Annotated in this window: 19 protein-coding genes and 1 riboswitch; of the genes, 10 read left to right on the top strand and 9 right to left on the bottom strand. The window is 65.5% G+C overall.

Annotated elements, in window-relative coordinates:
• Positions 1 to 64: 64 nt before the first annotated feature.
• Both ACVMB0_RS31995 and ACVMB0_RS31990 read left to right on the top strand, forming a co-directional pair.
• Positions 65 to 370 (top strand): hypothetical protein, encoded by a 306-nt coding sequence (locus ACVMB0_RS31995; RefSeq protein ID WP_456753894.1) that lies wholly within the window; start codon positions 65 to 67, stop codon positions 368 to 370.
• A gap of 99 nt (positions 371 to 469) precedes the next feature.
• Entirely contained in the window at positions 470 to 700 is a 231-nt protein-coding gene (locus ACVMB0_RS31990) for a hypothetical protein (protein WP_456753895.1), read from the top strand.
• Positions 701 to 755: 55 nt separating this feature from the next.
• Here ACVMB0_RS31990 and ACVMB0_RS31985 read toward each other — a convergent pair whose 3' ends face one another.
• Positions 756 to 962 (bottom strand): hypothetical protein, encoded by a 207-nt coding sequence (locus tag ACVMB0_RS31985; RefSeq protein WP_461348751.1) that lies wholly within the window; start codon positions 960 to 962, stop codon positions 756 to 758.
• A gap of 859 nt (positions 963 to 1,821) precedes the next feature.
• Here ACVMB0_RS31985 and recA point away from each other — a divergent pair.
• On the top strand, positions 1,822 to 2,910 hold the full coding sequence (gene recA, locus ACVMB0_RS31980; protein ID WP_050629140.1) for a recombinase RecA: 1,089 nt from the start codon (positions 1,822 to 1,824) through the stop codon (positions 2,908 to 2,910).
• Between the two features lie 143 nt (positions 2,911 to 3,053).
• On the opposite strand, the gene ACVMB0_RS31975 is transcribed toward recA, so the two are convergent.
• The 4 genes from ACVMB0_RS31975 to gcvT all read right to left on the bottom strand — a co-directional run bounded on the left by ACVMB0_RS31975 (position 3,054) and on the right by gcvT (position 8,181).
• Positions 3,054 to 3,491, bottom strand: a complete 438-nt coding sequence (locus tag ACVMB0_RS31975) for an acyl-CoA thioesterase (RefSeq protein ID WP_461348750.1) — start codon at positions 3,489 to 3,491, stop codon at positions 3,054 to 3,056.
• 135 nt (positions 3,492 to 3,626) lie between these two features.
• Entirely contained in the window at positions 3,627 to 6,500 is a 2,874-nt protein-coding gene (gene gcvP / locus ACVMB0_RS31970) for an aminomethyl-transferring glycine dehydrogenase (RefSeq protein ID WP_461348749.1), read from the bottom strand.
• A gap of 156 nt (positions 6,501 to 6,656) precedes the next feature.
• A complete protein-coding gene (gcvH, locus tag ACVMB0_RS31965; RefSeq protein ID WP_456753899.1) occupies positions 6,657 to 7,022 on the bottom strand; it encodes a glycine cleavage system protein GcvH in 366 nt (121 codons plus the stop codon).
• A 13-nt stretch (positions 7,023 to 7,035) separates the two neighbouring features.
• The gene (gcvT, locus tag ACVMB0_RS31960) at positions 7,036 to 8,181 is read right to left on the bottom strand and encodes a glycine cleavage system aminomethyltransferase GcvT (protein ID WP_461348748.1); all 1,146 of its coding nucleotides are present in this window, start codon (positions 8,179 to 8,181) and stop codon (positions 7,036 to 7,038) included.
• A gap of 142 nt (positions 8,182 to 8,323) precedes the next feature.
• Positions 8,324 to 8,416: riboswitch (glycine riboswitch) on the bottom strand.
• Between the two features lie 200 nt (positions 8,417 to 8,616).
• Here gcvT and alaS point away from each other — a divergent pair.
• On the top strand, positions 8,617 to 11,307 hold the full coding sequence (gene alaS, locus ACVMB0_RS31955) for an alanine--tRNA ligase (protein WP_461348747.1): 2,691 nt from the start codon (positions 8,617 to 8,619) through the stop codon (positions 11,305 to 11,307).
• An 11-nt stretch (positions 11,308 to 11,318) separates the two neighbouring features.
• Positions 11,319 to 12,569 (top strand): cyclic nucleotide-gated ion channel, encoded by a 1,251-nt coding sequence (locus ACVMB0_RS31950; RefSeq protein WP_461349749.1) that lies wholly within the window; start codon positions 11,319 to 11,321, stop codon positions 12,567 to 12,569.
• Here the strand turns inward: ACVMB0_RS31950 and ACVMB0_RS31945 are convergent.
• From ACVMB0_RS31945 to ACVMB0_RS31935, 3 genes are all read right to left on the bottom strand, one after another.
• Positions 12,566 to 13,066 carry a DUF3455 domain-containing protein gene (locus tag ACVMB0_RS31945; RefSeq protein WP_461348746.1) on the bottom strand — a complete coding sequence of 167 codons (501 nt, stop codon included), beginning with the start codon at positions 13,064 to 13,066 and terminating at the stop codon, positions 12,566 to 12,568. The genes ACVMB0_RS31950 and ACVMB0_RS31945 overlap by 4 nt on opposite strands.
• A gap of 37 nt (positions 13,067 to 13,103) precedes the next feature.
• Entirely contained in the window at positions 13,104 to 14,318 is a 1,215-nt protein-coding gene (locus ACVMB0_RS31940; RefSeq protein WP_456753903.1) for an NADP-dependent isocitrate dehydrogenase, read from the bottom strand.
• 121 nt (positions 14,319 to 14,439) lie between these two features.
• Positions 14,440 to 16,218 (bottom strand): alpha/beta hydrolase family protein, encoded by a 1,779-nt coding sequence (locus ACVMB0_RS31935; RefSeq protein WP_461348745.1) that lies wholly within the window; start codon positions 16,216 to 16,218, stop codon positions 14,440 to 14,442.
• Between the two features lie 274 nt (positions 16,219 to 16,492).
• Here ACVMB0_RS31935 and ACVMB0_RS31930 point away from each other — a divergent pair, with 274 nt between their 5' ends.
• Together ACVMB0_RS31930 and ACVMB0_RS31925 are read left to right on the top strand one after the other, a co-directional pair.
• A complete protein-coding gene (locus ACVMB0_RS31930) occupies positions 16,493 to 17,692 on the top strand; it encodes a TrmJ/YjtD family RNA methyltransferase (RefSeq protein ID WP_456753905.1) in 1,200 nt (399 codons plus the stop codon).
• A 138-nt stretch (positions 17,693 to 17,830) separates the two neighbouring features.
• Positions 17,831 to 18,559 carry an SDR family oxidoreductase gene (locus ACVMB0_RS31925; protein ID WP_461348744.1) on the top strand — a complete coding sequence of 243 codons (729 nt, stop codon included), beginning with the start codon at positions 17,831 to 17,833 and terminating at the stop codon, positions 18,557 to 18,559.
• 67 nt (positions 18,560 to 18,626) lie between these two features.
• On the opposite strand, the gene ACVMB0_RS31920 is transcribed toward ACVMB0_RS31925, so the two are convergent.
• On the bottom strand, positions 18,627 to 19,274 hold the full coding sequence (locus tag ACVMB0_RS31920; RefSeq protein WP_456753907.1) for a TetR/AcrR family transcriptional regulator: 648 nt from the start codon (positions 19,272 to 19,274) through the stop codon (positions 18,627 to 18,629).
• 267 nt (positions 19,275 to 19,541) lie between these two features.
• Here ACVMB0_RS31920 and ACVMB0_RS31915 point away from each other — a divergent pair, with 267 nt between their 5' ends.
• From ACVMB0_RS31915 to ACVMB0_RS31905, 3 genes are all read left to right on the top strand, one after another.
• Positions 19,542 to 20,084 (top strand): OsmC family protein, encoded by a 543-nt coding sequence (locus ACVMB0_RS31915; RefSeq protein WP_456753908.1) that lies wholly within the window; start codon positions 19,542 to 19,544, stop codon positions 20,082 to 20,084.
• 36 nt (positions 20,085 to 20,120) lie between these two features.
• On the top strand, positions 20,121 to 21,248 hold the full coding sequence (locus ACVMB0_RS31910) for an acyl-CoA dehydrogenase family protein (protein WP_456753909.1): 1,128 nt from the start codon (positions 20,121 to 20,123) through the stop codon (positions 21,246 to 21,248).
• A gap of 125 nt (positions 21,249 to 21,373) precedes the next feature.
• Complete coding sequence (locus tag ACVMB0_RS31905) at positions 21,374 to 22,252, top strand: sulfurtransferase (protein ID WP_456753910.1); 879 nt, start codon at positions 21,374 to 21,376, stop codon at positions 22,250 to 22,252.
• Positions 22,253 to 22,356: the final 104 nt, after the last annotated feature.

Below are 22,356 nucleotides of genomic sequence, written 5' to 3'. Positions count from 1 at the left end.
CATGTGCTTGGCGACGGCTTTCCGGCGGTGATATACCGCGGACGAAAATGCAAGGAGCGTTCTCATGAGAGTTTTGTGCGCAGTCGCGGTTGCGGTGCTGCTGTCGGCGCCGGCCTATGCGCAGATGCCGAACATCAACCTGATGCCTGAGGTCAAGACCAAGACCCAGGAAGAGAAGGACCAGGACGCGGTCAATCAGAGGGCTTACAAGGACTCGCTCAGCAAGATTCCCGACGCCAAGGGATCGTCCGATCCGTGGGGCGTGGTGCGCAGCGACGCGCCGAAGGCGGCGGCCCATCCTCCCGCCAAGCCGAAGACCAAGACCGGAAGCTCGGCGCAGCCAGGCCCGACCACGCAGCGCAGCCAGTAAGCGCCGTTCGGGCCGGCCTCGACGGTCTGGCACGGACTCGGATTCTCCCGGCACCGCGCCTATATTGGGAGCGTCGTCAGTTGGTCCGGAGTTGCGGCAATGGTGTTTCGTCCGCGCGATCTCGCCAGCCGGATGGCCGCACGGCGCAAGCCGGATGACGGCTTTCTGCGCGAGACCTTCAGCCTGCCACGCGATCAGGCCCGCCTGCGGGCGCGTGCCTTCCTCAAGCGCTATCCGAAGGCGGCCTATATGAGCGCCGTCGAGAGCTGGCGCGAGCTGCCCGGCGGCGACATCGAGTTCACGATGCGGCGGCTGGCCAGCGCGGACTGACAGTGCCTGGGCGAAGCGGACCGGCACGGCGTCAGCTCGCCCGGCAGATTGCGCCTCACTCCCCGTCGCTGCGGCCGCGGCTCTGTTCGCGCCCGAGGTTGTTCAGCTCGCGGTCGATCCGCAGCTGGACGCGGCGGACCGCCAGCAAGTCGAGTTTCGCCTCGGTCTTGCCTGTGAAGACCCGATCCCCGATCTGGAAGCGCCATGTCCAGACCCCGGCTATCAGCTGGGTGATGGTGAATTCGATGCCCCTGTGGATCATCTGGAACAATCCCGCGAATCAAAGGCAATCATCGATACCTAAAACCATAGGTTGTATTAATCTCTAACAATCGTCAAACGTTAATATGAGATAAAATGCCCGTCCGGGCGGCGTCGCAGACCCTGCGGGCGGACCGATCCGTCGGCTGGACGGTGTCGCCGCTGCGCAGCGCCCCGGCTGCATTGCCGGGCAGGCCAACGTTACGAACACTGGCGCAAGCTGAGTCTTCCGCGAAGGCTACGTAGTTTTTTTGGGCGTCAGGAGGGGTACCAAGGTAGTATGCAGATTGTGCCAGACCATGGTCGGCGCGTGTGTAACATCTTGATAGTGCAACTATTTTTCGGACGTGCTTGGGTGGCATGCCATCCGGAACTTTGTTCTTGCCCGGAGAACTACGGATCGCGGCGGGCAGGAGTTCGACGACTAGCTACGGCCGGTGCGCAGGTTGTGACACGGGGGCGATGGCCACGAAAAGCGCTGGCCCGAAAGAGGCCGGACAATGTCTGTGAGAGGGGGCCGCCGCGTGCGGAGGCGCGATCTCGCGATCGCTTTCACGGCCAGAACAGATGGCGTCCCATGGAAAATGATGGGGCCAGAACATTTACTCTATCGCCTCAGTAGTCCTACCGAGAACATCAACCAAGCCTCGGTTTCCGTTCGCTTAATCCGCGCCAGGACACTTCGGAAATCAACCCCGGAGACAGTGCCCTGACGGCATCCGGCGCTTACCCGTCCGAAAGAACATATTGCGAACATAGAACAAACGTGGTACGAGGTTTCCTATCAACAAGGCATTCCTTTCGACCTCATCGCCCGTTTGTCCCGCTAGCGAATCCCCGCCATAAGGAGCACATCCCAAATGTCCGCCACTGCACTGCGTATCGTCGAAGGATCCTCCATGGACAAGTCCAAGGCCCTCTCAGCCGCGCTCTCCCAGATCGAGCGTCAGTTCGGCAAGGGCTCGGTGATGAAGCTCGGCAAGAACGACCGCTCGATGGATGTCGAGACGGTGTCCTCGGGGTCGCTCGGGCTCGATATCGCGCTCGGCGTCGGCGGCCTGCCGAAGGGGCGCATCGTCGAGATCTACGGGCCGGAATCCTCAGGGAAAACCACGCTGGCGCTGCACACGGTGGCGGAAGGCCAGAAGAAGGGCGGCATCTGCGCCTTCATCGACGCCGAACATGCGCTCGATCCGGTCTATGCGCGCAAGCTCGGCGTCAACATCGACGAGCTCCTGATCTCGCAGCCGGACACCGGCGAGCAGGCGCTGGAAATCTGCGACACGCTGGTGCGCTCCGGTGCGGTCGACGTGCTGGTGGTCGATTCAGTCGCGGCGCTGGTGCCGAAGGCCGAGCTCGAGGGTGAGATGGGCGACGCGCTGCCCGGCCTGCAGGCCCGCCTGATGAGCCAGGCGCTGCGCAAGCTCACCGCCTCGATCAACAAGTCGAATACGATGGTGATCTTCATCAACCAGATCCGTATGAAGATCGGCGTGATGTACGGTTCGCCCGAAACCACCACCGGCGGCAACGCGCTGAAGTTCTATGCCTCGGTCCGCCTCGACATCCGCCGCATCGGCGCGATCAAGGAGCGTGACGAGGTGGTCGGCAACACCACCCGCGTCAAGGTGGTGAAGAACAAGCTGGCGCCGCCCTTCAAGCAGGTCGAGTTCGACATCATGTACGGCGAGGGCGTCTCCAAGATGGGCGAGATCCTCGACCTCGGCGTCAAGGCCGGCCTCGTCGAGAAATCGGGTGCCTGGTTCTCCTATGACAGCCAGCGGCTCGGCCAGGGACGCGAGAATTCGAAGGCGTTCCTGCGCGCCAACCCCGATATCACCACCAAGATCGAAGCCGCGATCCGGCAGAATTCCGGCCTGATCTCCGAGCAGATCCTCGCCGGCACGCCCGAGCGCGACGCCGACGGCGAGGAGCCGACGGAGGAGTAAGCTTTAAAGCTCCAAGATTTCGCTGCAAGCGGGCGCTGAGGACGTTGAGTTGCCGACGTCTTCGGCGCCTGTTTGGTTTTGGTGTTGAACGGGAGCGGAGCGGGCGTCGGATCTTGATCTGCTGATCCGGTATCTGCCCGTGCTTATCCCTGTGCCAGCGCCTTTTCCCGGCTCGCGATCAGCGCCCGCAAGTCGTCCGTCACGGCGACCGACTGATGGGTCTTCTGATCGGTCGCGACCCAGATGATCTCGCCGGTGGCGCGCAAATCCTCGGAGCCCTTGGCGAAGATCGCGAGCGCAAGGTTGATCGAGGAGCGGCCGATCCGCGCGACGCGGACGCAGACTTCGATGTCCTCGTCGAAGCGGATCGGCGCCTTGTACTCGACGACCGATTTCACGGTGTGGAAGTCGATGCCAGTCCGCGCCACCTCGCCGAGATAGTCGTAGCCGAGCGCGCGGAAGTACTCGGTGATCGCGGTATCGAAATAGGTGAGGTAGTGGGCGTTGAACACCACGGCCTGCGCGTCGACCTCGGAATAGCGGACGCGAAACGGGAACTGAAACCAGAAGTCCTCGCGCATGCTTCCTCCTGCCGCGGCGTTGCTCGCCGTCGTTCGCCCACGGACAAGCGCGCCTTATGAAAACCGGGCTGCAGGATGGGCAGAGCCAACGGAGCCGCGCCCGTTGGCTCTGCCCATCCTTGATCGTTGCCCGCGCTATTCCGCCGCCTGCGCGTAATCCTCGACCGGCGGGCACGAGCACACCAGATTGCGATCGCCGTAGACATTGTCGACGCGCCCGACCGGGCTCCAGTATTTGTCGGACCGCGACACGCCCGCGGGGAAGCAGCCCTCGGCGCGGGTGTAGGCCCGCTCCCACACATCGTCGGCGATGTCGTGCACGGTGTGCGGGGCGTGGCGCAGCGGCGAGGCGTCGATGGTCCAGCGGCCCTTCTCGACCTCCGCAATTTCGTTGCGGATCGCGATCATGGCATCGCAGAAGCGGTCGATCTCGAACTTGGATTCTGATTCGGTCGGCTCGATCATCAGCGTGCCCGCCACCGGGAAGCTCATGGTCGGCGCGTGGAAGCCGTAGTCGATCAGCCGCTTGGCGATGTCGTCGACGGTGACGCCGCTGCTCGTCTTCAGCCCGCGCGGGTCGACGATGCACTCATGCGCGACACGGCCGCGCTCGTTGCGATACAGCACCGGAAAGTGCGGCTGCAGCCGTGCGGCGATGTAATTGGCGTTGAGGATCGCGACCTCGGTGGCGCGGGTGAGGCCTTCGCCGCCCATCATCAGGATGTAGATGTAGGAGATGGTCAGGATCGACGCCGAGCCGAACGGCGCGGCTGACACCGGGCCGATGGCGTGCGCATTCGCGCCGTCGGTTGCGGGATGACCCGGTAGATAGGGCGCGAGATGCGCCTTGACGCCGATCGGGCCCATGCCGGGGCCGCCGCCGCCATGCGGGATGCAGAAGGTCTTGTGCAGGTTGAGATGACTGACATCGGCGCCGTAATCGCCGGGCCGCGACAGCCCGACCTGCGCATTCATGTTGGCGCCGTCGAGATAAACCTGACCGCCATGCGCATGCACGATGTCGCAGATCTCGCGGATATGCTCCTCGAACACGCCGTGGGTCGACGGATAGGTGATCATCACGGCGGCGAGATTGGCCGAATGCTTCTCCGCCTTGGCGCGGAGGTCATTGACGTCGACGTCGCCGCGCGCGTCGCACGCCACCACCACGACATCCATGCCGACCATCGCGGCCGAGGCCGGATTGGTGCCGTGCGCGGAGGAGGGGATCAAGCACACCTTGCGGTGCGGCTCGCCGCGCGCGAGGTGATAGCCCCGGATCGCCAGCAACCCGGCATATTCGCCCTGCGCCCCGGAGTTCGGCTGCAACGACACCGCGTCATAGCCGGTGATGTCGCACAGCCACTGCTCCAGCCGCTTGAACAGCGCGTGATAGCCCTTGGCCTGATCCGCTGGCGCGAACGGATGCAGATTGCCGAACGCCGGCCAGGTCAGCGGGATCATCTCGGTGGTGGCGTTGAGCTTCATCGTGCAGGAGCCGAGCGGGATCATCGCGCGGTCGAGCGCGAGGTCGCGATCGCTGAGCTTGCGCATGTAGCGCAGCAGTTCGGTCTCCGAGCGATGCGTGTTGAACACCGGGTGGGTGAGGAAGGCGCTGGTGCGCCGCAGCTCCTTCGGCAGCGCCTCGTGCGCCGCCGCTTCGATCTCGGCAAAGCTGAGCTTGCCGCCGAACACGCGCCACACCGCCTCGACGGTCTCCGGCGTCGTGGTCTCGTCGAGCGCGATGCCGAGCGTGGTCGTACCGATGCGCAGATTGATCCGCTCCGCCTGCGCGCGGGTGACGATCTCGATCTGCCTGGCGCCGGCCTCGACCGTTACGGTGTCGAAGAACGCCTCGCTGGTCGGCGTAAAGCCGAGCTTGCGCAGGCCTGCGGCCAGCACGGTGGCGCGGCGATGCACGCCGCGTGCGATATGGGTCAGGCCCTCGGGGCCGTGATAGACCGCATACATTGAGGCGATCACGGCGAGCAGCACCTGCGCGGTGCAGATGTTGGAGGTCGCCTTCTCGCGGCGGATATGCTGCTCGCGGGTTTGCAGCGCCAGGCGATAGGCGGGTAGCCCGCGCGAATCCACTGACAGCCCGACGATGCGGCCGGGCAGCGAGCGCTTCAGCGTGTCGCGCACCGCCATGTAGGCGGCGTGCGGTCCGCCATAGCCCATCGGCACGCCGAACCGCTGCGCCGAGCCGACCGCGATGTCGGCGCCGAGCTCGCCGGGCGAGGTCAGCAGCGTCAGCGACAGCAGGTCGGCGGCCACGACCGCCAGCGCGCCCTTGGCACGCAGCGATGCGATCGCAGGCCGGAGGTCGCGTACCGCGCCCGACGTTCCCGGATATTGCAATAGCGCGCCGAGCACGTCGGCCTTGTCGAGCTCGGTGAGGGGATCGCCGACGACCAGCGCCCAGCCCAAGGGGGCCGCGCGCGTGCGCATCACGGCAAGCGTCTGCGGATGCACCTCCTTGTCGACGAAGAATACCTTTGCTTTCACCTGCGAGTGGCGCTCGGCGAGCGCCATCGCTTCGGCGGCGGCGGTCGCCTCGTCGAGCAGCGAGGCGTTGGCGACGTCGAGCCCGGTGAGGTCGCAGATCATGGTCTGGAAGTTGAACAGCGCTTCCAGCCGGCCCTGGCTGATCTCCGGCTGGTACGGTGTATAGGCGGTGTACCAGGCCGGGTTCTCCAGGACATTGCGCTGGATCACCGCGGGCAGGATGGTGCCGGAATAGCCCTGGCCGATCAGTGACGTGAACACCTGGTTCTGCGCGGCGAGCTCGCTCATATGCGCGAGCGCCTCGGTTTCGCTCAGCGCCCGGCCGAGGTCGAGCGGCGCCTTCTGCCGGATCGACGCCGGCAGCGTCTCATTCATCAGCGCCTGCAGGCTCGCGGCGCCGACCGTCTCCAGCATCGCGTTGACGTCGCGCGGTGACGGTCCGATGTGGCGGCGGACGAAATCGGTGGCGGCTTCGTTGATCGGCTTGAAGGGCGCGTTCATGACGGGGTCCTCGTTGTCAGCCGTCATACCCCGCGAAAGCGGGGTATCCAGTACGCCGAGGCATCAGCGTTCAAGCTGAGGAGGCGCGGCGTACTGGGTCGCCCGATCAAGTCGGGCGATGACAGGGAGTGTGTGGTCGCAATCTGCTTCATTCTCTCAGGCGGTGTGCGCGGCGTAGGCGGCTTCATCCATCAGGCCGCCGAGTTCGCCCTTGTCTGATATCTTCAGCTTGAAGAACCAGGCCTTGCCGCCGGCATCCGAATTGACCAGCGCGGGATCGGCCGTGAGCGCCTCGTTGACCTCGACCACTTCGCCGGTGATCGGCGCATAGACGTCGGAGGCGGCCTTGACGGATTCGACGACGGCGGCGGCCTCGGCCTTTTTCAGGCTGCGGCCGATCTTGGGCAGTTCGACGAACACCACGTCGCCGAGCTGCGATTGCGCATAATCGGTAATCCCGATCGTGGCGACATCGCCCTCGATGCGGAGCCATTCGTGGTCGGACGTGTACAGCGTCGTCATGGGGATCGATCCTTCAGCGTTTGTAGGTATTGGGGACGAAGGGCGTGGCGGCGACTTTCAGCGGCAGCCGCTGGCCACGCACTTCGGCGAAAACGGTGGTGCCGAGCGCGGAAAGGGCGGTCGGCAGATAGCCCATCGCGACCGGTGCATTGAGGCTCGGGCCGAAGCCGCCCGAGGTCACCTTGCCGATCGGCTCGGGCGAGGTGGCGTCGGCGAACAGCGCTGCGCCTTCGCGCACCGGCGCACGGCCATCGGGCCGCAGGCCGACGCGGCGGCGAGTGGCGCCATCAGCGAATTGCGCGAGGATCTTGTCGGCGCCGGGAAAGCCGCCGGCGCGGGCGCCGCCGCTGCGGCGGACCTTCTGCACCGACCATTCCAGCGCGCCTTCGACCGGCGTGGTGGTGGTGTCAATGTCATGTCCGTAGAGGCAGAGCCCGGCTTCGAGCCGCAGGCTGTCGCGCGCGCCAAGCCCGATCGGCAGCACGTCGGGATTGTCGAGCAGCGCGGTGACCAGGGCTTCCGCCTTGTCCGCGGGTACTGAAATCTCAAAGCCGTCCTCGCCGGTGTAACCGGAGCGCGAGACGAAGCAGTCGATCTCGGCGACGCGGCGCGGGCCGGCGTCCATGAATTTCATCGAACTGACATCTGGACAAAGCTTTGCCAGTGCCGCTTCCGCTTTCGGCCCCTGCAGCGCGATCAGCGCGCGGTCGGCCAGCGACACGATCTCGCAGCTGTCGGAAAGATTCGCGCGCAGATGCGCCTCGTCCGCGTCCTTGCAGGCGGCGTTGACCACCAGGAATAGATGATCGCCGAAATTCGCCACCATCAAATCGTCGAGCAGGCCGCCGTCCTTGTTGGTGAATTGCGCGTAGCGCTGCCGTCCCGGCGCGATGCCGACGATGTCCTGCGGCACCAGCTTCTCCAGCGCGAGCGCCGCGTCTGCGACCTTGCCGGATTTGGCCTTCAGCACGAGCTGTCCCATGTGGGACACGTCGAACAGGCCGGCATCCTTGCGGGTGTGCAGGTGCTCCCTGAGCACACCGGCCGTGTATTGCACCGGCATGTCATAGCCGGCGAACGGCACCATCTTGGCGCCGCGCGCCAGATGCAGCGCGTGCAGCGGGGTCTGTTTCAGCGGGGAAGTTTCGCGCACAAGCATCACAGGGCCCTCGCGGTTCCCGCCGGGGACCTATTTCCCCTTGAGAAACCTGCAGAAAGCCCCATCTGTCGCTGTGCCTGAGAGTATTATCCCGTCGGCGGACGCAATCGGGGAGAACCCCAGCGCCTCTTTCCAGATGTCAGACGTCACGCGGTCCTTTTGCCTGAGAGTTTCCGGGGCGGTTGCTCCTTCGGCGCCGGCCCAGGACAGGGCCGGTCTCTCCCGACGTGACTACTTACAGGTAGGACCAAAACACGGCCCCGCCAAGGCTGTCAACGCACCCGGACGACTATCAACGGGCTTTGTGCTGTTGCGGCAAGCCCATGATCCGGCTGCACAGTTTCTGGACACCGCAGCTGGCAATGTCTAAAAGCGTTCGGCCGGAAAATGACGCCTTTTTGCGGCTGGCCGGCCCCTTTTTCCGATTGGATGAACATGAGCAGCGTCAACGACATCAGGTCGACATTTCTGAACTTCTTCAAGGAGAACGGCCACGAGATCGTGGCCTCGTCGCCGCTGGTGCCGCGCAACGACCCGACCCTGATGTTCACCAATGCCGGCATGGTGCAGTTCAAGAACGTCTTCACCGGCGTCGAGAAGCGCAGCTATCAGCGCGCCACGACGTCGCAGAAATGCGTGCGCGCCGGCGGCAAGCATAACGACCTCGACAATGTCGGCTACACCGCGCGCCATCTCACCTTCTTCGAGATGCTCGGCAACTTCTCGTTCGGCGACTACTTCAAGGAGCGCGCGATCGAGCTCGCCTGGAATCTGATCACCAGGGATTTCGGGCTGAAGAAGGACAAGCTGCTCGTCACGGTCTATCACACCGACGACGAGGCGGCCGGCTACTGGAAGAAGATCGCGGGCTTCTCGGACGACCGCATCATCCGCATCCCGACCTCGGACAATTTCTGGGCGATGGGCGATACCGGTCCCTGCGGTCCGTGCTCCGAGATCTTCATCGATCGCGGCGAGCACATCTGGGGCGGACCTCCGGGTAGCCCCGAGGAGGACGGCGATCGCTTCCTCGAGTTCTGGAATCTGGTGTTCATGCAGTACGAGCAGGTGACGAAGGAGGAGCGCGTGGCGCTGCCGCGTCCCTCGATCGACACCGGCATGGGCCTCGAGCGCATGGCCTGCATCCTGCAGGGCGTCGAGAGCGTGTTCGAGACCGATCTGTTCCGCCATCTGATCGACGCAGCCTCGTCGGCGCTCGGCCATGGGCCGAACGCGCAGAACGTCGCATCGTATCGCGTCATCGCCGACCATCTGCGCTCGTCGGCGTTCCTGATCGCCGATGGCGTGCTGCCGTCGAACGAGGGCCGCGGCTACGTGCTGCGCCGGATCATGCGCCGCGCGATGCGCCACGCGCAGCTCCTGGGCGCCAGCGAGCCGCTGATGCATCGCCTGGTCTGGGCGCTGGTCCGCGAGATGGGCCAGGCCTATCCGGACCTGGTGCGCGCGGAAAAGCTGATCGAGGAGACGCTGCAGCTCGAAGAGACCCGATTTCGCAAGACGCTGGTGCGCGGACTGTCGATCCTCGACGAGAAGAGCGCCGGCCTCAAGAAGGGCGACATGTTCGACGGCGACACCGCGTTCACGCTGTACGATACCTATGGTTTCCCGCTCGACCTGACGCAGGACGCGCTGAAGTCGCGCGGCATCAGCGTCGACCAGGCGGCGTTCACCGACGCGATGGAGCGCCAGCGCGAGAAGGCGCGCGCCTCCTGGGCCGGCTCCGGCGAGGCGGCGACCGAGACCATTTGGTTCCCGCTGCGCGAGAAGCTCGGCGCGACCGAATTCCTCGGCTATGAGACCGAGAGCGCGGAAGGCGTGGTGACGGCGCTGGTCAAGGACGGCGCCGAGGTCGATGGCCTCAAGGCCGGCGAGAGCGGCGCGATCGTGCTGAACCAGACCCCGTTCTATGCGGAGTCCGGCGGTCAGGTCGGCGACATCGGCGTGCTCACCGGCGAGGGCGTCAAGTTCCGCGTCACCGACATGCAGAAGAAGGCCGGCGATCTGTTCGTGCATGTCGGCACGGTGGAGCAGGGCACGCTGAAGGCCGGCACCGCGCTGCAGCTCGAGGTCGACCACGCGCGCCGCTCGGCGATCCGCGCCAACCACTCGGCGACCCATCTGTTGCATGAGGCGCTGCGCCAGGTGCTCGGCGATCACATCGCCCAGCGCGGCTCGCTGGTCGCGCCCGATCGCCTGCGCTTCGATTTCGTGCATCCGAAGCCGATCACGCCGGAAGAGCTCGCCCGCGTCGAGGACATCGCCAACGATGTCGTGCTCGAGAATGACGAGGTGACGACCCGCGTGATGGCCGTCGACGACGCCCGCGAGGCCGGTGCGCGCGCGCTGTTTGGCGAGAAATACGGCGATGAAGTCCGCGTCGTCTCGATGGGCAAGAGCGCCCGCGAGCACGGTCAGAACGCGCTCGGCTGGTCGGTCGAGCTCTGCGGCGGCACCCATGTCCGCCGCACCGGCGACATCGGCCTGATCTCGGTGACCAGCGAGAGCGCGGTCGCCTCCGGCGTGCGCCGCATCGAGGCGCTGACCGGACGTCACGCGCGCAAGCACGCCAACGACACCATGGCGCTGGCGAAGAGCGCGGCGGCCGAGCTGCGCACCTCGATCGAGGACGTCCCGGCGCGCATCACAGCCCTGATGGAAGAGCGCAAGAAGCTCGAGCGCGACCTGTCGGATGCCAGGAAGAAGCTCGCGATGGGCGGCGGTAGCGGTGCGTCGAACGGCGCGGCGTCCGGTGTCCGCGAGGTCGGCAACGTCAAGCTGCTGGCGCGTGCGGTCGAGGGCGTCGAGACCAAGGATCTGAAGAGCCTGGTCGACGACGGCAAAAAGCAGATCGGCTCAGGCGTGGTCGCGATCGTCGGCGTCACCGAGGACGGCAAGGCCGGCATCGTGGTCGGCGTCACCGCCGACCTGACCTCGCGCTTCAACGCAGTCGAACTGGTGCGCAAGGGCTCCGAGGTGCTCGGCGGCAAGGGCGGCGGCGGCCGGCCCGACATGGCGCAGGCCGGCGGCCCCGACGGCGCCAAGGCCGATGCCGCGCTGTCGGCGATCGAGCAGGCCATGACTCAACAGGCATCGGCTAGCGCCTGACGGAGAGGCTGATCGTGGCGACGGCTCCGCTCAAGCCCACGATCAGCGATCCCGGGCTGCGCGACCGTCTTTACGAGTTGCTGGAGCGCGATGACCTGCCGCATTCGGGCGGCTCGCGGTTTGCCGGGATCATCGTCGCCATCATCGCGGTCGATGTGCTGGCCGCGATTCTGGCCTCGGTGCCCGAGATCGACGCGCAGTTGGGCTGGCTGCTGACGACGATCGAGATCGCGGCGGTGGCCGCCTTCGCGCTGGAATATGCCGCGCGGCTCTGGAGCGTGGTCGGCCATTCCCTGCGGGACGTGACGCCGCTGCAGGCGCGGCGCGAATACGCCTTCTCGGCGCTCGGCGTGATCGACCTGTTCGCCTTCCTGCCGTCGGCCATTGCGCTTGCGATCGGCGACAGGACCGCGCTGGTGCTGTTCGGCATGCTGCCGTTCCTCAAGCTGGTGCGCTATTCGACCGCGATGCGCTCGTTGCTGGCGGCGCTGCATGCCGAGCGGCGCACGCTGTTCGGCTGCGTCGTGATCCTGACCGGGGCGGTGCTGCTGTTCGCCTCGCTGCTCTATGCCATCGAGCACAAGGTGCAGCCGGACAAGTTCGGCACCATGCCGCAGGCGATGTGGTGGGCGATCGTGACGCTCGGCACCGTCGGTTACGGCGACGTCGTTCCGGTGACGCCGCTCGGGCGGATCGTCACCGTGGTTGCGATCGTGGTCGGCTTTGCGATGATCGCGCTGCCGGTCGCGATCATCTCGACCGCGTTCGCCGACGAGGTCCGGCGCCGCGACTTCGTCGTGACCTGGGGCATGCTGGCGCGGGTGCCGCTGTTCTCGCATCTCAATGCCGCCGATATCGCCGACATCATGCGGCTGTTGCGGTCGCAGACCATCGAGGCCGGAGAGGTGCTGGTGCGGCGCGGCGATGCGGCGTCTTCGATGTATTTCATCACCGCGGGCGAGGTCGAGATCGACCTGCCGAGTCAGCGGGTGCGCCTTGCCGACGGCACGTTCTTCGGCGAGATCGCGCTGTTGCGCAGGACCAATCGCTCCGGCACGGTGACGGCGACGCGCAAGACCAAGCTCCTGTTGCTCGATGCGCAGGACTTCCACGCCCTGATCGAGCGCATGCCGGCACTCGCCGCCCATGTCCGCGAGACCGCGGAAGCGCGGCTTGCCGATCCGCTCGCGGCTGGTGGCGACTTGGCGGCCGCGGAGATCGCGCAAGCGCCGCGCGAGACCGACGGCGGGATCCGGGATTAGTCGCGGCGCAGGAACACGTAGTCGGCAGAATACGCCGCGCTCTTCAGCGCGCCGGCCTTGTCGCAGGCGCCGCTGAGTTCGCCGCCCGAGGTGTTGATCCGCTGCACGGTGGCGACGCTGGAGAACAGGCCATTGCCGCGATGGGCGATCACCTCGAGCTTCAGCCAGGGGATATCCGCAGCCGTTGCGCCAGGTGCGCTGCCGGCGGTGCGGGCGGTCACTGCGCTGCCGTCGACATGCTCCCAGTTCGGGCCCGCATAATGCCGGCCGACCGTGCGGCCATCGGCGATCAGGGTCGCGACCGGCTCGCGGAACGACCAGGCGAGCTTGCCGTCGGTGACCGGCTTGCACTCATAGAGCTGCGCGCCCTCGGCATGGACGGTGAGGACCGGAGATTCGCCGGGCGCCGCGACGGCGTCGGGCAGCGGATCGGCGGCGAGGGCCGCCGATCCTGATAGCAGGATAGATGCGAGCGCCGCGGCTCTGACAAGGGCCATGATCTGCGCTCGCTGCTGTCGTCCGGGGACGGCGGGCTTAGCCCGCCATGGCCTTCACGAGGTTGTCGGACACCTTGTCGAGGAATCCAGTGGTCGAGAGCCAGCGCTGATCGGCGCCGACCAGGAGCGCGAGGTCCTTGGTCATGTAGCCCTCCTCGACGGTCGCGACGCAGACCTTCTCCAGGGTGGTGGCGAACTTCGCCAGTTCCGGATTGTTGTCGAGCTTGGCGCGATGGGCAAGGCCACGGGTCCAGGCGAAGATCGACGCGATCGAGTTGGTCGAGGTCTCCTTGCCCTTCTGGTGCTCGCGGTAGTGGCGGGTCACGGTGCCGTGGGCGGCTTCGGCTTCCACCGTCTTGCCGTCCGGGGTGAGCAGCACCGAGGTCATCAGGCCGAGCGAGCCGTAGCCCTGGGCCACGGTGTCGGACTGCACGTCGCCGTCATAGTTCTTACAGGCCCAGACATAGCCGCCGGACCATTTCAGCGCCGAGGCCACCATGTCGTCGATCAGGCGGTGCTCGTAGGTCAGGCCCTTGGCCTCGAATTCCTTCTTGAACTCGCGGTCGTAGATGTCCTGGAAGATGTCCTTGAAGCGGCCGTCATAGACCTTCAGAATCGTGTTCTTGGTCGAGAGGTAGACCGGGTAGTTGCGCAGCAGGCCGTAGTTCAGCGAGGCGCGGGCGAAATCGATGATCGAGTCGTCGAGATTGTACATCTCCATCGCGACGCCGGCGCCGGGCGCCTTGAACACTTCGCGCTCGATCACGGTGCCGTCCTCGCCGACGAATTTCAGCGACAGCGTGCCCTTGCCCGGGAATTTGATGTCGGTGGCGCGGTACTGGTCGCCATAGGCGTGGCGGCCGATGATGATCGGCTTGGTCCAGCCGGGCACCAGGCGCGGCACGTTCTTGCAGATGATCGGCTCGCGGAAGATCACGCCGCCGAGGATGTTGCGGATGGTGCCGTTCGGCGACTTCCACATCTGCTTCAGGCCGAACTCCTTCACCCGGGCCTCGTCGGGGGTGATGGTGGCGCATTTGACGCCGACGCCGACCTTCTTGATGGCCTCCGCCGCGTCGATGGTCACCTGGTCGTTGGTCTCATCGCGGTATTCCATGCCCAGATCGAAATACAGCAGTTCGACATCCAGGAACGGGTTGATCAGCTTGTCCTTGATGTACTGCCAGATGATCCGGGTCATCTCGTCGCCATCGAGCTCGACGACGGGATTGGATACCTTGATTTTTGCCATGACGGAGAGGCCCTCTTGGGAACAGCGCGCTTTTGACGGCGGGATGGTGGAATACGCCTGCGCTATAGCACCGCCCGGGGGCGGGCGGAAGCGGACCGGTTATGCACTTTAAGCCCATCTTTTAGCCTAAAATGCCGCCTGCGTGGCCGTCCCTGCGACGATGTACCAGGTCACGAACAGGCCCGCGATCAGGGCCCCCGGCAGGCTCGATCCGGTCCGCCGCCAGGTGAAGGTCGCGATCACGGCGACGATCGCGAGCAGCGGCACGAACTGGATCGCGACGATGGTCGAGAGCGGCACGAAACCGGGGTCCGGGATCGGGTTGAACAGCTTTCCGCTCAGCCACAGCGTGCCGTATTGCAGCGCCAGCAACACGATGAAACCGAGCGTCAGGGCCAGGATGTTGGTCAGGTACAGCGCGCCGCGCGGCGTATCCATGGTCGAGAAATTCCGGTGCAGCACGTGCAGCGCCACGACGAAAAACGCCGTGAACGGAATCAGATAGATCAGGAAGATGAGGAATTGCTTCGCGCTCATCAACTTGAGTGCGACGATCCAGAACCGGAAGTCGATCTTGAAGGCGAGGTCGGCGAGCCAGAGCGCGGCGTAACCCACCGCAACCGACGCCAGCGCGATCACGATGGATTGACCGACGAGGCCCCGCCCGGCTGGCGCGCTTCGGCGCGAACCGCATCAGGGCCAGTGTGATCAGGAGGTTGATAATAGCCCAGACCAGGATCTGGTTGGTGATGCCCTGCGGCAGGAATGCGCTCGGGGTGACGAAGGTGCCGCCCAGTGCAAAGGCCGGGTAGTAGGTCAGCGCCGGGATGAAGGCCGACAGGATGAACGCCGCGGTCCAGCGCCGGCCGCTCGCCGCCTGATGCGGCGGCATGGTGCCGTCGGCGACCGCGGGCAGACGCAGGCGGGAGAACGCCAGTGCTTCAAGCAGCCCGTCGAACGTTCCGATCACGAGCGCGATGAAACCGATAAGGGCGATCAGCGTGCCGATCTCCTTGCGGAACCAGATCTGGTCGTCGACCGGACGCGGTGTGCCGCCCTTCAGGGTCTTGGCGAACCAGTCGAGGCTGTAGCCGATCGCCTCATGCGAGATGTGCTCGGCCGGATGGGTCATCGCCGGCGTGTACAGCGCCCGTGCGGTGCCATTGGCCGGATCGCCATAGACCTTGCCCGGCTCGACCGCGCCCTGGGTGCCGAACAGCGCCCAGAGCTTCGGGCTGGTGGTGACGTCGCGGGCGAGGTCGACGCCCCACATCAGGGTGGAGAATTCCTCATACTGCGCGAACACCAGTGCGGTGTTGCGCGGCCACGACGTCGTGCCCTCGGCGGCGAACGGCTTGCCGGTGGAGGAGCCTTCCAGCACCATCGACTTGTAGTCATTGGGCATCGCTGCGGCGGCGGCGAGCACGGTCCAGCCGCCCATCGAATGGCCTTCGAGACCGATGTTCTCCTTGTCGACGAATGGAAGGCTGCGGAGATAGGCGAGGCCGTCAGGTCCGCCAAAGCCGTTGGCGAAGGAGGGCGGGTCGCTGTAGCCATGGCCGGTCTGGTCGAGCGCCAGCACGACGTAGCCGCGGCGGGCGAACTCGATGGCGAAGCCGTCCTGGGTCTCGCGCGAATTGATGTAGCCGTGGACGGCGAGGACGCCGGGCGCCGGGATCTGCGCCGTCGCATTGGCCGGGACGTAGAGCAGGGCGCTCATGGTGTTGCCCTTGGCGCCCTTGAACCTGACATCCTCGATCCGGATGCCGCCTGCCGTCTGAGTAAAGTGCGCGAGCAGGCCCCCCGCCACGATCAAGATCAGGCCCACAATCGCCAGCGTCCATCTGCCCCGCATCGTCGTCCCCCCAAAGTGCTTCAATCCAACTGCCTCGCCGTTCAACCGGCGTCTCAAGCGTGCCTTTACAGCTTCGCTTTGGTTGTGGTTGATAGCCTATCCGAAGGCGAAGCGCGCGCAAGCCGCGGCCCTCATGTTCTGCGATCGGGATTCCGATTGAGGATTCGCAATCGCCGCTAACCCTGTTATCTGCTTGGAGAAATTGGTTCCGCGCAAAACCGGTGCAAAGCTGGTTGCGGGCCCCTGGATAAGGTTTTGAATCAGCCGCCTCGGAAGCTGATTCAAAATCTTCAGATCTTGAATCAGAAAGTGAAGTGAGATGTCCGGCACCGACAAGACCAAGGCAGGGCACGACCTTGCCGGTCCCGTCGTCATCCTGGTCGAGCCGCAGCTTGGCGAGAACATCGGCATGGCCGCGCGCGCGATGGGCAACTTCGCGCTGAGCCGGATGCGCATCGTCAACCCGCGCGACGGCTGGCCGAACATCGCCGCACAGCGCGCGGCCGCCGGTGCCGACCACATCATCGGCTCCGTCGAATTGTTCGACACCGTCGAGCAGGCGATCGCCGACCTCACGCTGGTGTTCGCCACCACCGCGCGCGCCCACGACCAAGCCAAGCCCGTGGTCGGGCCGGAAAGCGCGGCGACCGAGATCGCCCGCCATGTCGCATCCGGTGGCGGCGCCGGCATCCTGTTCGGGCGGGAGCGCTCCGGCCTGACCAATGAGGAGGTCGCGCTCGCCAACCGCATCATCACCTATCCGGTCAATCCGGGCTTCGCCTCGCTCAACCTGGCGCAGGCGGTGCTGTTGATGGGCTATGAATGGTTCAAGCTCTCGACCGCCGGGGCGCTGCCGTTTGCGATGCCGGAGCGGTCTGAGCCGGCTTCCCAGCACCAGATGCAGGCGTTCTTCGACAACCTTGTCGCCGAGCTCGACAAGGTCGAGTTCCTGCGTCCGGCCGAGAAGCGCGACACCATGCTGGTCAACTTGCGCAACATCTTCACCCGGATGGATCCGACCAAGCAGGACATGCACACGCTGCACGGCGTGGTGATGGCGATCGCCGAGGGCCGCAAGGGCCCCGCCAAGGGCGGCGTGCTCGACGGCGCCCAGGCGACACGGCTCCGCGCGCTGCTCGCCGAACAGGGCGGCGGCGGCGCGACCGCCGACAATTCCAGCACGGTGCGCGGCCTCGCCCGGCTGCTCCGCCGCAACCCGACCGATGCCGAGCGGATCCTGTGGCAGGCGCTGACCCGCGACCGCCGCTTCGCCGGCCAGTTCAAGCGCCAGACCCCGGTTGGCCGCCACATCCCCGACTTCGTCTCCTTCGTGCACCGGACCGCGATCGAACTGGTCAATCCGAACGAAAGCGAGGCCATCGGCACCGATCGCGCCAAGCGCAGAGCCTGGCTCGAGGCGCGCGACTACCGGGTGGTCGATATGCAGGTGGCCGACATCGAGCGCGACCTCGACGCCGAGCTGGCGCGGCTGGAGGCGGCGCTGCGGCAGGGGCGGTGAAGCGTCTTGTTCGGTGTCATCATTCGCCACGGGTCTCGCCTTCGGCACGCCCGATGACAGGCTCCAGCGCTTGGTGAGCTGACATCGCGGCCGTGATGTGTTGCCATACGCGCCACACGAACCGACAGGGTGGAGACGATGGCGAAGCAATTGGAAGGCAAGGTCGCGGCCGTGACCGGCGCGGCATCGGGTATTGGACTTGCGAGCAGCGAGGCGATGCTGGCGGCCGGCGCTCGCGTGGTGATGGTCGACCGCGACGCGGCCGCGCTGCAAGCCCTCGCCGGCAAGCATGGCGACGCGGTGGTCACGCTGGTGCTCGACCTGCTGGATCCAAAGGCCTGCGCGAGCCTGCTGCCGCAGGTGCTCGAAAAGGCCGGCCAGCTCGACATCCTGCACGCCAATGCCGGCATCTATGTCGGCGGCGACCTCGTCGATGCCGATACCAATGCGATCGACCGGATGCTGAACCTCAACGTCAATGTCGTGATGAAGAACGTGCACGACGTGCTGCCGCACATGATCGCACGCGGTACGGGCGACATCATCGTGACGAGCTCGCTCGCCGCGCATTTCCCGACGCCGTGGGAGCCGGTCTATGCGTCGTCGAAATGGGCGATCAACTGCTTCGTCCAGACGGTGCGGCGCCAGGTGTTCAAGCACGGCATCCGCGTCGGCTCGATCTCGCCGGGGCCCGTGATCAGCGCGCTGCTCGCCGACTGGCCGGCGGAGAAGCTCGCGGAGGCCAAGGCGGCGGGCAGCTTGCTCGGGGCGAGCGACGTCGCCGAGGTTGTGATGTTCATGCTGACCCGGCCGCGCGGCATGACCATCCGTGACGTCGTGATGCTGCCGACGAATTTCGATCTGTAGAGCGGCGTTTCTGCCGTCATTGCTTCGCTGCGCTCGCAATGATGTGACAAATCGTCGGCAAGTCGGACTAGACCGCCTCGAGCTCGGTCGCGCGCTTGGCCTTCTTCACCTTGGCCGGCGCGAACAGATTGCCGGCGGCAAGGCCGGCGGTGTCGGCGACGGTGGGATCACACGACACCATGGCGGCGACGATGGCGCCGTCGATCAGAAGCGCGAGTTGATGCGCCAGCACGGCGGGCTCCGCCGCGCCCATCTCGCCGGCCAGCTTCTCGATATGCGCCAGCACCACCTTCTTGTGCTTCAGCGCGATGTTGCGGAACTGCTTGGCGTCTTTGTCGTGCTCGGCGACCGCATTGATGAAGGGACAGCCGTAGAAACGTTCCTCGGCGAACCATGTCTTCAGGGCAGGGAAGATCCGCGCCAGCTTGGTCTGCGGATCGCCGCCGCCGGCCTCGATCGCGCCGATGAACCATTCGCGCCACTGGCGGCCTTCGCTCTCCAGCACGGCGTGCACCAGATTGGTCTTCGAGCCGAACAATTTGTAGAGCGTGGTCTTCGCGGTTCCAGCCTCATCGATGATCGCATCGATGCCCGTGGCGTTGATGCCGTTCTTGCAGAACAAATGCGTCGCCGCACTGAGCAGGCGCCCGCGTGCGGATTCATCGTCGCCGGCGGCGAACGCTGCGGTTTTTTTCTTGGTGAGCGATTTGACCATGCGCGGCAGTAAATCGGAGCGCGGCTAAATCATCAAGCCGCATCTTCACGGGGCGGTCATGTGCGCTGCCTTGCGCTCAAAGTAATCGCAGCCCACGCAGCATTTGCTTGGCGATTGAGCAGGGCGGCGCTGGTCAATCCGCAGGCAGGCCCGCTTAAGCGCCTCTGCGATTTCACCTTTTGATTTGGCGCGGGACTGGCACGGCTTATGCAGGAAACAGACCGTTCGGTATCCTGACCATTTCCATCGCTCCCAGGGAGAAAACTGATGACCGCTGTCGCTCAAAAAACCGCTCTGACCGGCTGCCTCGCGCCGATCGACAAAGGCGGGCTCGAGCAGCTCATTGCCAACGGCAAGGCCAATCCGAAGGTGATCAAGACCTTGAAGTGCAAGACGGTGGCCGAGGGCAAGTTCCGTCACGCCAACTACATCCGCAACCTTGCGCCCTACATCGTCGACGAGCCGCCGGGCCTGCTCGGCGACGACACCGCGCCCAATCCCTCCGAAGCCTCGCTCGCGGCGCTCGGCTCCTGCCTTGCGGTCGGCCTGCACGCCAACGCCGTGCATCGCGGCTGGATCGTCAACAAGCTCGAGCTCGAGCTCGAGGGCGACCTCAACATCACCGCGGTGTGGGGCACCGGCGACGTCAGCGAGAAGCCGGTCGGCTTCACCGATGTGCGCGTCAAGGTCGATATGGAATGCGAGGGCGTCCCGAGGAGCGAGATCGATGCGCTGGTGGCGCATGTGAAGAAGTGGTCGCCGGTCGCCAACACCTTCACCCGCCCCGTCAATCTCGAGGTCAGCGCGTAAAGCTCGGACCGGCAATTCAAGGTGCGGAGACTATCCATGGGTTCACTGGCTTTATCGCGGGTCGCAGCTCAAGATCCCGCACCGACGATAGCGGACGAGGTCGCGCGCCTCGCCCGCCAGGAGCTGGCGCCGCTCGCATCGGCGATCGACGCCGGCACGGTCTATCCGGCCGAATTCCTGCGCCGGCTCGGCGAGGTCGGCGCGTGGAACAGCCACGTGCCGCAGGAGGGCCCCGCCGATTTGCGCTGCGCCATCCAGTCGATGGCCGCGATCGGCGAGGTCTGCGGCGCCACCGCCTTCATGGCGTGGTGCCAGAATACGCTGGTCTGGTACGCGGCGAACTCCACCAACATGAAGCTCGCCGCCCGGTTCGGCGATTGCTTTTCCAGCGGGCGCCGGCTCGGCGGCACGGGGCTGTCCAACCCGATGAAGAGCTTCTTCGGCATCGAGCGGCTGAAGCTGAAAGGCCGCAAGGTCGACGGCGGCTACATCGTGCGCGGCGCGTTGCCCTGGGTGTCGAATCTCGGGCCAGACCATTACTTCGGCACGATCTTCGAGCGCGAGGATGACGACGGCACGAGCGAGCAGGGGCGGACGGTCATGTTCCTCGCCGACTGCGCCGATCCCGCGATCACGCTGACGCCGTGCAAGCCGTTCCTGGCGATGGACGGCACCGGCACCTACAGCGTCCAGTTCCGCGATGCCTTCGTGCCGGACGAATTGATCCTGGCCGAGCCGGCCGCACCGTTCGTCAGGAAGATCCGCGCCGGCTTCATCCTGCTGCAGGTCGGCATGGGCCTCGGCCTGATGAAGGATTGCATCAACATCATGGACGAGGTCCACGCGCCGCTGGGTCACGTCAACCGCTATCTGCCGCAGCAGCCGCTGCAATTCCGCGAGCTCTATGCCGAGTTCGAGAAGGAGGCGATGACGCTGGCGCGCGATCCCTACAATGCCGATGACAGCTACTGGCGCCGCGTCGTCGCGCTGCGGCTGCGCATTGGCGACGCCAGCGTCGCGGTCGCGCATGCCGCGATGCTCCATTGCGGCGCGCGCGGCTATCTGATGAGCCACCGCGCCCAGCGCCGGCTGCGCGAGGCCTATTTCGTCGCCATCGTCACGCCCGCCACCAAGCAGCTGCGCAAGATGCTCGCGGATGGGTGAAGCATGATCCGGAAAAGTGGAGACCGGTTTTCCCTCGCGACAAACGCGGAACGCGTTTGCGCGGAGATCATGCCCAAACAAGTTCGGGACCACCAAGACTAGCAACCACGCAACAGGAGAGAGCCATGACGGACGTTCTGATCACCGCCGGCGAACTTGCCGAGCTCGTCAAGAAAGAACCGTGTGTCATCATCGACACGCGGAATCCGGATGCCTATGCTGCGGGCCATCTGCCCGGCGCCGTCAATGTGCACGATATCTTCACGTTCCTTGCGACCTCGACCCCGGAGGGCATCCACGAGTTGAAGACCAAGTTCGCCGACGCCTTCGGTGCGGCCGGTCTCTCCGGCAAGGAGACCGCCGTGATCTACGAGCAGTCGATGAATTCCGGCTTCGGCCAGTCCTGCCGCGGCTATTATCTGCTGACCATGCTCGGCTATCCCAAGGTCAAGGTGCTGCATGGCGGCTTCGATGCCTGGAAGGCGGCGGACCTGCCGGTCACCACCGACGTTGCCGTGCCGGTGAAGGCCGGCTTTGCGATCGTGCCGGAGGCCGGCGAGATCATGATCGACGCCAAAACGATGCTGGCCGCGGTTGGCAAGCCCGGCGTTGCGATCCTCGACGTGCGCGACGTCGACGAGTGGATCGGCGAAAGCTCCTCCCCCTACGGCAAGGATTTCTGCCCGCGCAAGGGCCGCATTCCCGGCGCGGTGTGGCTCGAATGGTACCGCATGATGAAGCCGACCGGCGAAGGCCCGCGCTTCAAGTCGAAGGACGAGATCCTTGCCGAATGCGCCACCGTCGGCATCTCGCAGACCACGCCGGTCTATCTCTATTGCTTCAAGGGGGCGCGCGCCTCGAACACTTTCCTGGCGCTGAAGAACGCCGGCGTGAAGGACGTGCGGATGTATTTCGGCTCCTGGAACGAGTGGTCGCGCGACCCGTCGCTGCCGATCGATGAAGGCCTGCCGACATCTGCCGTCGTGACCGGCAAGGCGGCATAGAACCTGCATGTTTGGCGGCGTCCGGCGGCGCAAAACGCGGCCGGACGCCGATCGATGAACCGGATCGCGGAGCTCTCCGCGTTTCGGTGCGACAATGGGGCGCA

The sequence above is a fragment of the Bradyrhizobium sp. USDA 4451 genome, from assembly GCF_054822585.1.
This window is presented reverse-complemented; position numbering and strand designations above follow the sequence as displayed.